Genomic DNA, 12,662 nt, shown 5'->3' on the forward strand with positions numbered 1-12,662 from the left:
CTGCGCAATGCCGAATCAGGGGTACTCGCAAGGGTTCTCGCCGCCTGGTCGAACACGAGCACCGCCACTATCGCGGCGATGACCGCAACGTGGGGTGTTCGCAACCACGACCAGCCCGCGCCGTGCCATCGCCGCCCCAGGCGTGCTCCTCCTCGCTGCGCCCCTGCTGCTGACCTACTCGCTCTCGCGCCGTCGCAGCAGTTCGTTCACGCTGACGGTGCGCCCGTCGCCGGAGTGATGGCGGCCCTCGTCGGGCGGCGGGGTGCGGCGGCGGGAGGAGCGGAGTTCGGCCATCCAGTTCTCGATACTGCTTCGGCTGTCGTCGCCGGACTCGGCTGCGGGTTCCGGCGATGTTTCGGCCAGTTCCGGCTGGGCGGGCGCTTCGGTGGTCGGAGCCTCATCGGGAGCCGGGGTCGGCGCCGGTGCTGATCCGGAAGTGGACACGCGCGGCAGCAGCGGGCGTGGGGCCGAATGCTGTTCCGGGGCAGGCGCCGCCGGAGGGGCGGGATGGGAGTGCCGGATGGGTGATTCGGTCTCACCGAAGGGCTCGAACACCGGCTCGGCCGACTCGGCGCCGAACGGGGGCCGACCCGATGTCACCGCGGCATCGTCATGCTCCGAGCCCGCGCCGAACGACGGGGGCTGCGGGTGCGGATGCGGGCGTGTCGGGTCGGCGGGACCGAAAGGTGAGCCGAACGACGGTGCGTGCGAGCTCGAATCGGCGGCGCGCCCCGGCGCCGAACCGGCGTCGTACTGCGGTGTGCGATCCCGGGATCCGGGATCAGCGGGCGCCGCGCCGACACCTTCGGTGCTTGCCGGCGGTAGGACACGGTCGGCACCGCGAGGTGGCTCGGCCGGCGCGAATCGCAGTGTCGATCCGGCGGACTCGCCGGCACCTGGTTCCGGCTCCGGCGGCGTCGCCTGAGCGGCCCTCGGCCGAGTCGGATCCGGTGGCACTGGCATCGGAATGTGCTGGGTGGACGAGGATCCCGGGGCCGGCTTCGCTTCCGGCGGAAGGGCATCGAGCCGTTGGGTTGGCGCCTCGGCCTCGATCTCCTCCACGGTGCGCGGGCGCCGCGGCGTCTTACGCTGCTGGCTCTCCGGCATCGCGGGCATCTGCATGGTCACCGGGTCGGTGATGGGCGTGGTCTTCACCAGGTCGACGACCTCGCCGCCACTGGGCCGCTCATCGTCGAGGATGGGTTCGCCGAGCCCGATCTTCTCCTGGATGCGCTTCATCCAGGCAGGTGCCCACCAGCAATCGTCGCCGAGCAGCTTCATCGTCGCAGGCACCAACAGCATGCGCAGGATGGTGGCGTCGATGAACAGCGCCGCGATCATGCCGTAGGCGATGTACTGCATCATCACCAGATCGGAGAACGCGAACGCGCCGGTGACCACCAGCAAAATCAAGGCCGCCGCGGTGATGATGCGGCCGGTGTTCGCGGTGCCGACCCGGATCGCCTCGGTGGTGGAGGCGCCCTGTGCGCGCGCCTCCACCATGCGGGAGAGCAGGAAGACTTCGTAGTCGGTGGACAACCCGTAGACAACGGCGATGATCAACACCAGCACTGGCGACATGATCGGCTGCGGGGTGAAGTTCAGCAGTTCGGCACCGTGACCGTCGACGAATATCCAGGTCAGGATGCCGAGGGTCGAGCCGAGTCCGAGCGCGCTCATCAATGCCGCCTTGATGGGCAGTACGAGCGAACCGAATGTCAGGAACATCAGCAAGGTCGTGACGAACAGCACCAGCGCGATCATCAGCGGCATGCGATCGATCAGCGCATCGATACTGTCCATGGTGAACGCCGGTTGCCCGCCGACGAGCAGGGTGACGTCGTCGGGAACTTCCATCGCCCGCAGGTATTCGATGGTTGGCCGATAGTCCTCGGAATCGGTCAGCGTCGCGGTCGTCCGGTAGACGTCGGTCTGCTCCGTGGACCGCGACGGCACCTCGAACTTGCCCGCCAGCCCCGGTGCTTCGCTGGCCTGTTTCCAGACTGTGCCGACCGAATTGCTGTTCTCGGAGATCATGATCAGCTGCACCGGATCGGATTTACGCAGCGGGAAGATCTCGTCGAAGTTCTGCTGCGCCATCCGGGTGGGGTTGTCCGGCGGCAGGTACCGCTCGTTGATCCCGCCGAACTGCAGGTTCTTCACCGGGATGATCAGCAGCAGCAACAAGATGGTGATCGGGATGGCGATCTTGAGCGGATGCTTCATCACCCAGCGGGTCGAGCGGCCCCAGAAACCGTTCTCGACTTCCTCGGCGGTCTTGGTCTTGCGGAACCATTTGAGCCCGAACCTGTCGACCCGCGGCCCGAGAATGCCGAGCATGGCGGGCAGCAGGGTGATCGAGGCCAGTGCGGCAAGCGAGACCGTCGCGATGGTGCCGTAGGCGACCGATTTCAGGAAGCCCTGCGGGAACAGCAGCATGCCGCCGAGACTGGCGATGATCATGGTGGCGGAGAACACCACGGTGCGACCCGCGGTCATCACCGTCCGCCTGACCGCCGCTGGTGTGTCGTAGCCCTCTGCCAATTCCTCACGGAAACGGCTGACTATGAATAGGCCGTAGTCGATCGCCAGACCGAGACCGATCATCGAAACGACGTTGGAGACGAATGAGTTGACGTCGGTGAAGTTGGTCAACGCCATGACGATGCCGTTGGCACCGATCACCGTCAGACCGCCGACGATCAGCGGAAGCCCCGCGGCGACCACACCGCCGAAGATGAAGAACAGCAGGATGGCCACGGCCGGAATGGCCAGGACCTCCATACGTTTGGAGTCGCTGGCGATCGTGTCGTTGAGTGTGCCCGCGACCGCTTGCAGACCCGCGACCTGCACATCGACGCCTTCGATATAGAAGACGTCCTTGACGGCACGGAAGTTGCGCACCATATCGGTGTCGTTATCGCCGACGATGGCGATCGAGGCGAAGGTGTGTTTGCCGTCTCTGGATCCGAACAGACTCGGCTGTGCCGGACCGGTTTCGGTGGCCCAGTAGGCGCCGTTGACCTTGGCGATCTGCTCGGGATGCTCACGCGGCAGCCGGTTAAGGCTGTCGATGATCTTGCTGCTGAACTCGGGGTCCTGGATGGTTTTGCCCTCGGGCGCGGTGTACAGCACGATCACGTCGCTGGTGTGATCGCGGCCGTAGGCCGAGTCGGAGATGCGCGCCGCGTCGGCCGATTCCGAGGTGGGGTCGTCCCATCCGCTGTTGCTCAAATGGTCGCCGAGTCCGAGACCGTAGCCGCCAAGAGCCAGCAAAGCTGCCACGACGACGCCGATGACGGCGAAACGTAGTCGGTAGACCAGATCGCCCCAGCGGGTGAACACTAAGCGACTCCTTGTGCGGGGCGAGAGGTGAGCAGCGCCGACAGCGGCCGGAACGGCTGCAGCCAGGCACCCTCGTCGGGCAGCGAGTCGAGGCTAACCCGTGGCAGCGGTTCGCGGAACACGCCGGGAATGTCCTCGAGATCGACGAACTCGAGGGTATCGGATGTGACCGCCCAGCTCGCGTGCTCGCGGAAGCCGAGGATCTGCACGGGGACGCCGTCGGCCGCGATCTGCTCGAGCGGCTCCCGGAAGGCCTGCCCATCGGCGGAGGCGACCATGATGCCTGCCAGCCCGGCGCCGCGACGGCGCATCGCGATGTGGGCGAGCATATCGGCGTCGACATCGGAATCTTCGTCGATCTTGGGTTTTGCGAAGACGGCGTAGCCGACGTTGCGCAGCGCCTCCACCCACGGCCGCACCACATCGGCGGTGCCCGGCGCGATATTGGTGAACACCGTGGCCTCGGGTTCGACGCGCTGCCCGGCGCCGACCGATAGCTCCGCGGTGCGCGAGAGCAACCAGCGGCCGAGAGCGTCGAAGCGGGGACGGTAGGCGGCGGTCGGCCTGCCACCGAGGATGGCGCCGAGCCCCATATCGAGATTGGGGGCGTCCCACACCAACAGCACCCGGCGGACATCCGAATTGTCGGCTCCGCGCACCTCGCCGGCAACCTCGTCGGCCGGTGCCATCTCACTGACGCTCATCATTCGATCCTCCCCCATATGAACTCGGTGATGGCGCTTCCGGCGCGATGGGCCTTGCCCTCGAACTTGGTGACCGGCCGTTCGAAACCGATCGGCGCGCTATCGCGGTGGTTGGCGCTGACCCCGCCGGTGGTCTCGTTCAGGCCGGTCAGCAGTGGTTCGGCGGCGCCGACCTCGGCGATGTGTTCGGCGTAACCGGCGTGGTCGGTAGCGACGTGCAGCACACCGCCCGGCTTCAGCCGGTTCGCGATGAGCGCGAGTGTCGCGGGTTGCAGCAGTCTGCGTTTGTGGTGGCGTGCCTTGGGCCACGGATCGGGGAAGAACACCCGCACACCGGTCAGCGACTGTTCGGCAATCATGTTTTCCAGCACGTCGACGGCGTCGCCGCGCAGCAGCCGGATGTTCTGGATCTGCTCCCGCTCGACCGCCTGCACGAGCTGGGCGAGGCCCGGCTGATAGACCTCGATGCCGATCAGGTTCAGATGTGGTTCGGCCTTCGCCATCGCCGCGGTCGCGGTACCGGTGCCACAGCCGATCTCGATGACCAGCGGCGCCGTGCGGCCGAACCAGGCATCGGCGTCCAGCGATTCGTCGGCCACCTCGCGTCCGATCAGCGGCCAGGTGCGATCCCAGGATTTCTGCTGGTTGGGGGTCAGCGCGCCGCGCCGCGACCGAAAGCTGGTCACCCGGGGATACAGGCGGGACCCGGTCTTCGACCGCCGACCGGCATCAGCCGGAGCCGAAGCTGTGGACGGTGGGACCGGAACGGACTCGTCTGAATGGTTCACGGCGTCGTTCACACGTCCATTGTCCAGCATCGGATGTTCTCCAGCGCAGGCGACCGCGTGGTTACCCGGCCGGGCGGCCGGTAAACCACGCTTGACCGGCTCAGGCGGCCTTTACCTGCTCGATCTCGCGCACCGCGGGTTGCGGTGCGCGCAGTGGACGGCCGAGTGCGACCTTGACCGCGGTCGTCGCCATCTCCACCAGTCCGCGCACGCCAGCGACCGAGGCGGTCACCGACCAGACGGTGGTGTCGCCGTCGTCGGCGATCGGACGGCCCGCGACGCGGTCGGCGAGCCAGTTCAGGCTGATCGGGGCCGCCAGCGGCATCAGCGTGAGGTGCTCGCTGAGCCGATCGCGCAGATAACTGACCGCGGCGCCGCCGCTGCGATACCGCTGCACCTGTCCGTCGACGCCGTCGATGTGGATGATCTGGTCGTGCACCGGCTGGATGACCAGCAATGGGCAGGCCGGTGTCGCGTTGCCCAGTCGCAGATCGTCGAGCATGGTCTGGAACTCCGGCCGGGCCAGCACCTCGGTCAGCGGACGGTCCAGGTAGTCGTCGAGTCGCTTACCCGCGAGGCCGAGCACCGCGGCCACCGTTGGCCAGCGTGCTGCCCGGTCGAGCAGCTGCTTACCTTCGGTGGTGAGTTCGTCACGGACCAACGCGCCGAGTGCCGGGTACAGCCGCGACAGCGCGGCGATGACGATGGTCGGCAGGCCCGCGTAGTGGCTGCCGTTGAGCCGGACGAACACCTCGCCTGGATCGCCGACCGGTGCGCCGAGTACCGCGCCGACCAAGTCGAGCTCGGGCGCGTAGGTCGGAGCCATTTCCACCAGCCATGAGCTGGCCATACCGCCACCGGAGTAGCCCCACGCGACCACGGGGGTGTCCGCGTGCAGGCCGAGCGGGGCGAAGGCGAGGGCGGCGCGCACGCCGTCGAGGGCGCGGTAGCCGGGTTCGCGCGGTGCGCCGAAGTTGCCGTTCGGGCCCTCGTGGTCGGCGATGCTCACCGCCCAGCCGCGTCGCAGCGCATTGGCCACGAGCAGCCATTCCATCTGGGTCACCGAACCGAGCGCCTTGGCGCCGCGGCGCAATGCGTAAGACGGTGAACACCTTTCGGTAACCGCATCCATAGCCGTCTGAAATGCCAGTAGTGGGCGCGCGTCCGATGGGTCGGCGTCATGGGGCAGCAGCACCGTGGTGACGGCGGCCTCGGGGGCGCCGTGCAGGTCACAGCTGCGATACAGCAGCTGCCAGGCCGAAACCTGTTGCGGCACGATGCCGAACAACGCGACCTCGATCTTGCGGCTGCGCAGGATGGTGCCCGCGGGCTGATCGGCGAATCCCGGCGGTGGGCGATGGAAGGGGTCACGGCTCGGCAGCAGGGGTGTGCTCGCCTCACCGGTGTCGAGGATCGTCACATCGCTCGGTTCGGCACCGATCGTCCGGTCGGCATCGACCGCCCTGTCGCGAGTCATCGCAACCTCCTCGTCGAGGCCCGATGCGCGGGCTTCGGGCACATTCAGCGGCGTCTCGCCGCCGCGCGGTCCGGCGCCGCGCTGTGTCGCCCGCTCGTCGTGATCGAAAAGTCAAGCTACGCACCGACTGTGGTGCCGACCATCAGGTCAGGGTAAGTTACCCGGCATTCGCCGGACCAGCCCAGGCGGATAGTACGGCACGTCGCCGTGATCGCCATTACGCTGCCTCCCATGGGTGGTCCGACGGTTTTCATCACGGGGGCGGCAGCCGGTATCGGCCGCGCCACGGCGCTGCTTTTCGCAGCCAAGGGCTACCACGTCGGCGCCTATGACATCGACGAAGTCGGGTTGACCAGGCTCGCTGCCGATATCGGCAGTGCGGGTGGCAGCGTGCGTACCGGGCTGCTCGATGTGACGGACACCACAGCATGGGCGGAGCGGCTCGCCGAGTTCTGGGGGGACGCAGGCAGGCTCGACATCCTGGTCAACAATGCGGGCGTGCTGCGCGCGGGCCCGTTCGAATCGCTCGACCTGGCCCAGCATCAGGCCATCGTGGATGTGAACCTCGGCGGCGTCATCAACGGCACGCACCTCGCGTTCCGCTGTCTGCGCGACACCCCTGGCGCCCAAGTGGTGAACCTTTGCTCGGCCTCGGCCATCTACGGCCAGCCCGAACTCGCCAGCTACGGCGCCAGCAAATCGGCGGTCAAAGGGCTCACCGAGGCGCTCGACCTGGAATGGGCGCACCACGACATCCGAGTCATCGCGGTCTGGCCGCTGTTCGTCGCCACCGCGATGGTCGAGGGCGTGAACACGAAGTCCACCCGCTCGCTCGGCGTGCGGCTGAGCGCCGAGGACGTCGCCAAGGGCATCTGGTCGGCCACCAGGAAACCGGGCAGGTTGCCGCGAGTGCACTACGAGATCGGCACCCAGGCGAAACTGCTGGCCACCGCCGCGAAATACGCGCCCAACTGGGCGGTGCGCACGGTGAACAAATACGTCAGCGGCTCATGAGGTGTGCGGTCCGGCGGCCCGCACTCGCCGGCGGCCCGACTTCTGAAAGAATGCCCGCAGAACTCGACAGGGGGGTGCGCACCGATGCCGAAAGCCGCCGGACCGGATGCAACGATGCTCGACCGACGTGAACCGACACGTGAGCGCGATCAACTCGACGAACTGACCGAGGCCCTGCGCCAGGGTCCGGGCAACGATCCGCAGATCGGCTATCACGCCGGGCTCGCGATCGACCGCTGGCGGATGCCGCCGCGCATCCAGGTCACCGGCCGTGCGCACACCGGACGCACCACCGTGCTGCACGCGCTGGCGCTGATGTCGGCGGTGGAGACGGGCCCGGTGGACGAACCCGGCCTGCCCGATCCGGTGCTCGACGGCGACATAGTCGTCTACGTGCTCGCGGCTGCTCCCGGCCCTGCCGACCAGCGCATCCTCGGTTCGCTGGCGCCCGACCGCACCATCGTCGTGCTCAACAAGGCCGATGCGGTGGGCTCCCGGTGGTCCGACGCCGTCATCGCCGCCGAGCAGTACGGCCGCGAACTCGGCAGGCTAGTGCTTCCCGTCGTCGCCTCGCTCGCGGTGCGGACAAGGGCAGGCGCGATCACCGACGCCGATCTCGACACCCTGCGCAGGCATGCGGGCAACACCGATCCGGCGTTCACCCTCTCGCCGGACCTGTTCACCGCGCCGAACGCTGGGCCGGACGTCGCCGAGCGCACCCAGCTGTTGCAGCGCTGGGATCTGTACGGGGTGAGCTGTGCGCTGAGCGCTGTCCGGCATCAGCCGGAGATCACCGGACAGGCCCTGTTGCAGATCCTGCACGCCGTCAGCGCGGTCGATCCGCTACACAAACTGCTGCATCGTCGCTACGAGCAGGTCTCCGCTCAGCGCGGTGGTGAGCTGCTCGACGAACTCACCCGGCTCGCCGCACGTGCGGTGCCCGGCGACGGTGGGCAGGCACGTGACGTGCTCGAGGACTACCTCTACGGCGATGACGCCCTGTGGACCGGCTTGTGCGCGGGCCTCGCCCATCCGTCGGTCGCCCATCTGGCCGCCGGCTACCCCTCGCCCGCGCCCGCCGACGCCGACGACGCGCTCAACCGGGCCGCCCGCTGGCGTTCGCTGATCGCCAGCGATATGCCGCCCGCAGCCCGACGTGCCGCGCTGCGAGTGCACAACGGCTATGTACGGCTATGGGAGCGAATGAGCAGTGCAGGTCTCTGATCCCCCGGAACCGCCGTCGCGTACCGATGCCGCCGCACCCGTCTCCGCGTTGCCCGCGGAGCTGGAGGCGGTGGTGCAGCGATGGAATCCGCAGGGGATGGCGCTGTTGCGAGCCGTCGCCGGCGTCGGCAGCGCCTCGGGTGTGGTGCTGATCGGCCCCGATGACGCAGGCACCACGCTGCTCAGGACCGAACTGGCCCGGTTCGAACCACATGTCGATCTCACCGACCCGGTCGCCGATGCGCGCACGGCCGTCGAGACCACCTCACCCTCGGGCGGCGCGCCCGCCGCGGTGGCGCTGATCCTGCTCGACGCCGGTATCACCCTCGGTGCCGCGATCCTCGATATGGTGCGCGGGCTGCGCGCGGGTGGCACCAGGGTGCTGCTGGCCATGAACGGCATCCACGCCCATCAGGACTGGCGTACGGTGCTCGATCGCGATCTGGCGCTGCTCGCGGGCGAGGGCATCACCGATATCGATATCGTGCCGGTCTCCGCACGTTTGGCCGTGGCGGCGCGCACCTCCGGCGATACCGCCCTGCTCGACCGCTCCGGTCTCGCCGCCCTGCATGCGGAGCTCATCGCGGCCACCCTCGGCGCCGCCGAGGACGGTGACGACCGGCTCGCCGCCGTGCGGGTCAGAGTGCTGACCGACACCAGGGCTCGCATCGTCGAGCAGGTGGGTTCGCTGCGCGCCGGTACCGCCGCGGTCCGGCTGCGTGAGGAACGCTCCACCGTGCTGGCCGGACGCGACGGTGGCCGGGCAGCGGCCATGTCCACCCTGCGCAGTCAGTTACATCTGGCGCGGCTGGACCTGATGACCGAGGTCGGTGCGCGGGTGCGCGCCCTGCACACGGCCGCACGCGCCGAACTCGACCGGCTCGGTCGCTCCGATATCGGCGACTACCCGGACCGGCTACAGCGGGCGGTCACCGAGCTGGCCAACGCCGTCGACGCCGATATCGAGCATCGGCTGGCCGAACTCGCCTCCCGCGTCGGTGGCCCGGACCCGGGCCCCGTGCGCCGCGATCCGCCGCCCCGGGTGGGTCCGGATCCCGAACCGCGGCAGCGGGGTGTCGAAGATCACCTCGTGATCGCGCTCGGCGCGTCGGCCGGTGTCGGCCTCGGCAGGCTGGTCGTTTCGCCGTTCAGCCTGGTGCCCGCACTGGACGTGGCGAGCGTGCCGGTGACGCTACTGCTCGGCGCGGGCGTGGCCGCCTGGGTGGTGCGTGCGCGCGGCCAGCTCGCCGACCGCAACCATCTGCGGCAATGGGTCGCCGACGCTCTGGTGAACGTGAAAGCCCAGCTCGAGCAGCGGGTCGGGACGGCGATGGTCGAGTCCGAAGCGCAGCTGTCGGAGCGGGTGGTGCGGTCGAGCAACGAACGGATGGTCGAGGTCGATCGCCGCGCTGCCGAACTGGAGGCGCGGCTGCGTCGCTACATCGCCGAACAACCGGGTCAGCTCGCCGCCTGTGAACGTGACATCGAGACCGTCGACCACTGGATGGCGTCCGCCAGTCCTGGGACGAATGATCAGCGGTGACGAGGGGTACATATAAGGAACCCGATTCCGTACGGTTCGTCATATCGCGTTAACCTCTAGACAGGAACCTGGGCGTCCGCTTCGCCCTGTGCGTCGGCCGGCCGGTCGGCGCGATCGACGGGCCGCAGCGGGTGCCATCCAGCCAATGGTGGCGCTCGGTGGTTCGGGGCTGGTCATGCGCCGATGGGGCCAGGACCGAAACACCGCAGAACCGCCCATCTCAGGAGAGTTTTCATGACCTCAGCGACCATTCCTGGTCTTCGTGGATCCGACGGCAAAGCGCCGACCGAACACAGCGAACTGCTCGCCTGGGTACAGGAAGTCGCCGAACTGACTCAGCCTGATCGGGTGGTGTGGGCCGACGGTTCCGACGCCGAATGGGACCGTCTGACGAACCAGCTGGTCGAGGCGGGCACGTTCAAGCGACTGGACGAGAAGAAGAAGCCCAACTCCTTCCTCGCCCTGTCCGATCCCTCCGACGTCGCGCGCGTCGAATCGCGCACCTACATCTGTTCCGAGTCCGAGGCCGATGCGGGCCCGACCAACAACTGGGTCGACCCCACCGAGATGCGTGCCACCATGACCGAGCTGTACCGCGGCTCGATGAAGGGCCGCACCATGTACGTGGTGCCGTTCTGCATGGGCCCGCTCGGTGCCGAGGACCCCAAGCTCGGTGTCGAGATCACCGACTCGGAGTACGTCGTGGTCTCCATGCGCGTGATGACCAGGATGGGCGCCGCCGCGCTGGAGAAGCTCGGCACCGATCGCCCGTTCGTGAAGGCACTGCACAGCGTCGGCGCACCGCTGGCCGAGGGCCAGGCCGATGTCCCGTGGCCGTGCAACGACACCAAGTACATCACCCATTTCCCCGAGGACCGGGAGATCTGGTCCTACGGCTCCGGTTACGGCGGCAACGCGCTGCTCGGCAAGAAGTGCTACTCGCTGCGGATCGCCTCGGCGATGGCGCACGACGAGGGCTGGCTGGCCGAGCACATGCTGATCCTCAAGCTGATCTCCCCGGAGAACAAGGCCTACTACGTCGCCGCCGCCTTCCCCAGCGCCTGCGGTAAGACCAACCTCGCGATGCTTCAGCCGACCATCCCCGGCTGGCGTGCGGAGACCCTCGGCGACGACATCGCCTGGATGCGTTTCGGCAAGGACGGCCGCCTCTACGCGGTGAACCCGGAGTTCGGTTTCTTCGGCGTCGCGCCCGGCACCAACCACAGCTCCAATCCCAACGCCATGGCCACCATGGACGCGGGCAACACGGTCTACACCAACGTCGCGCTGACCGACGACAACGACGTCTGGTGGGAAGGCCTCGAGGGCGAGCCCGATCACCTGATCGACTGGAAGGGCAACGACTGGAACCTGCGGGAGACCGAAACCCTCGCCGCCCACCCGAATTCGCGCTACTGCACCCCGATGTCGCAGTGCCCGACGCTGGCGCCGGAGTGGGATGACCCGCAGGGTGTGCCGATCTCGGCGATCTTGTTCGGCGGCCGCCGCAAGACCACCATTCCGCTCGTGACCGAGTCCTTCGATTGGCAGCACGGCGTTTTCATGGGCGCCACCATGTCCTCGGAACAGACCGCTGCCGCCGAGGGCAAGGTCGGCACCGTTCGCCGCGACCCTATGGCGATGCTGCCGTTCATGGGCTACCACGTCGGTGACTACATGAACCACTGGGTCTCGCTCGGCAAGAGTGCGGATGCGACCAAGCTGCCGAAGATCTTCTACGTCAACTGGTTCCGCCGCGGCGAAGACGGCCGGTTCCTGTGGCCCGGGTTCGGCGAGAACTCTCGTGTGCTGGAGTGGATCGTCGGCCGCATCGACGGTAAGGCCGAGGGCGAGGCCACCGCGATCGGTACTGTGCCGCAGGCGGCCAACCTCGACCTGGCGGGTCTGGACGTCGATCCGGCCGATGTCGACGAGGCACTCGCGGTGAACGTCGAGGAATGGCGCAAGGAAATCCCGATGATCGAAGAGTGGTTCGAATTCGTCGGCGACAAGCTGCCCTCCGGTGTGCGCGACGAGTTCGAGGCCCTGAAGCAGCGCTTGGGGTGAGGTAACCCGATATCTCGAACACCGCCCGCACCCCACCGGTGCGGGCGGTGTCGATTTCTGTGGTCGGCCTGCGGGTTTGGTGCGACGCGATGCGGGTACCTGTTCGTTATGCCGAGTTGAGCCTGTTGTGTGGCTTATGCTTTGCGTGTTCTCCGGCTCACGACAGCACAGTTCGATTGCCGCAAGTCAACTGATCGACTGAACTGCTTCCTCGATCTGCTCGTGGGCGTGTGAGAATCGCCGCCGACGATGCGATCGCCGCGCGAGAGGGTGTGGAGCATGGCCGATGGGTATACAAGGGCTCAGGTAGCCGAGCGACCGATAGGGGCGGTGCCGCACGCGAGCACGCCGTTGCGCCGGGCAGCCCGGCGTCTGCAATCGGTTCTGCCGCCGGGCTGGTACGTCGAAGTCGTCGACACGCCCGCGTCAGGTGATGACGCGCAGTCGGTCCTGCGTGTGGTGTTGCCTCCGGAGTGAGGTGGTAGGCACCCCGGAGGCTG

At 67.8% G+C, this 12,662-nt stretch carries 9 protein-coding genes; 5 read left to right on the forward strand and 4 right to left on the reverse strand.

Translation table 11 applies throughout. The annotated features are described in order from the left end of the window. Positions 1-174 precede the first annotated feature (174 nt). The 4 genes from GV792_RS06155 to GV792_RS06170 all read right to left on the reverse strand — a co-directional run bounded on the left by GV792_RS06155 (position 175) and on the right by GV792_RS06170 (position 6,314). Positions 175-3,345 (reverse strand): MMPL family transporter, encoded by a 3,171-nt coding sequence (locus tag GV792_RS06155; protein ID WP_163822627.1) that lies wholly within the window; start codon positions 3,343-3,345, stop codon positions 175-177. Next, positions 3,345-4,049: an NYN domain-containing protein gene (locus GV792_RS06160; RefSeq protein ID WP_175583117.1), complete on the reverse strand. Its 705-nt coding sequence runs from the start codon at positions 4,047-4,049 to the stop codon at positions 3,345-3,347. The genes GV792_RS06155 and GV792_RS06160 overlap by 1 nt, the downstream gene beginning before the upstream one ends. Beyond that, positions 4,049-4,867 carry a tRNA (guanosine(46)-N7)-methyltransferase TrmB gene (trmB, locus tag GV792_RS06165; RefSeq protein ID WP_163822629.1) on the reverse strand — a complete coding sequence of 273 codons (819 nt, stop codon included), beginning with the start codon at positions 4,865-4,867 and terminating at the stop codon, positions 4,049-4,051. Before trmB ends, GV792_RS06160 begins: the two co-directional genes overlap by 1 nt. A 70-nt stretch (positions 4,868-4,937) precedes the next feature. Next, the gene (locus GV792_RS06170) at positions 4,938-6,314 is read right to left on the reverse strand and encodes a lipase family protein (protein ID WP_163822630.1); all 1,377 of its coding nucleotides are present in this window, start codon (positions 6,312-6,314) and stop codon (positions 4,938-4,940) included. A gap of 231 nt (positions 6,315-6,545) precedes the next feature. Between GV792_RS06170 and GV792_RS06175 the strand changes: the two genes are divergently transcribed. From GV792_RS06175 to GV792_RS06195, 5 genes are all read left to right on the forward strand, one after another. After that, positions 6,546-7,328 carry an SDR family oxidoreductase gene (locus tag GV792_RS06175; RefSeq protein ID WP_163822631.1) on the forward strand — a complete coding sequence of 261 codons (783 nt, stop codon included), beginning with the start codon at positions 6,546-6,548 and terminating at the stop codon, positions 7,326-7,328. 114 nt (positions 7,329-7,442) lie between these two features. Then, positions 7,443-8,552: a hypothetical protein gene (locus GV792_RS06180; protein ID WP_163822632.1), complete on the forward strand. Its 1,110-nt coding sequence runs from the start codon at positions 7,443-7,445 to the stop codon at positions 8,550-8,552. After that, positions 8,539-10,095 (forward strand): hypothetical protein, encoded by a 1,557-nt coding sequence (locus GV792_RS06185; protein WP_163822633.1) that lies wholly within the window; start codon positions 8,539-8,541, stop codon positions 10,093-10,095. The genes GV792_RS06180 and GV792_RS06185 overlap by 14 nt, the downstream gene beginning before the upstream one ends. Before the next feature lie 234 nt (positions 10,096-10,329). Beyond that, positions 10,330-12,162 carry a phosphoenolpyruvate carboxykinase (GTP) gene (locus GV792_RS06190; protein WP_163822634.1) on the forward strand — a complete coding sequence of 611 codons (1,833 nt, stop codon included), beginning with the start codon at positions 10,330-10,332 and terminating at the stop codon, positions 12,160-12,162. 279 nt (positions 12,163-12,441) lie between these two features. Beyond that, the gene (locus GV792_RS06195; RefSeq protein ID WP_163822635.1) at positions 12,442-12,639 is read left to right on the forward strand and encodes a hypothetical protein; all 198 of its coding nucleotides are present in this window, start codon (positions 12,442-12,444) and stop codon (positions 12,637-12,639) included. Positions 12,640-12,662: the final 23 nt, after the last annotated feature.

The sequence above is a fragment of the Nocardia cyriacigeorgica genome (genome assembly GCF_010868145.1).
Classification (GTDB): domain Bacteria; phylum Actinomycetota; class Actinomycetes; order Mycobacteriales; family Mycobacteriaceae; genus Nocardia; species Nocardia cyriacigeorgica_D.

Bases quoted from the DNA above. Each gene is read 5' to 3' on its own strand.
- GV792_RS06160 (WP_175583117.1), bottom strand. From the start codon at position 4,049: ATGAGCGTCAGTGAGATGGCACCGGCCGACGAGGTTGCCGGCGAGGTG.
- trmB (WP_163822629.1), bottom strand. From the start codon at position 4,867: ATGCTGGACAATGGACGTGTGAACGACGCCGTGAACCATTCAGACGAG.
- GV792_RS06170 (WP_163822630.1), bottom strand. From the start codon at position 6,314: ATGACTCGCGACAGGGCGGTCGATGCCGACCGGACGATCGGTGCCGAA.
- GV792_RS06175 (WP_163822631.1), top strand. From the start codon at position 6,546: ATGGGTGGTCCGACGGTTTTCATCACGGGGGCGGCAGCCGGTATCGGC.
- GV792_RS06180 (WP_163822632.1), top strand. From the start codon at position 7,443: ATGCTCGACCGACGTGAACCGACACGTGAGCGCGATCAACTCGACGAA.
- GV792_RS06190 (WP_163822634.1), top strand. From the start codon at position 10,330: ATGACCTCAGCGACCATTCCTGGTCTTCGTGGATCCGACGGCAAAGCG.
- GV792_RS06195 (WP_163822635.1), top strand. From the start codon at position 12,442: ATGGCCGATGGGTATACAAGGGCTCAGGTAGCCGAGCGACCGATAGGG.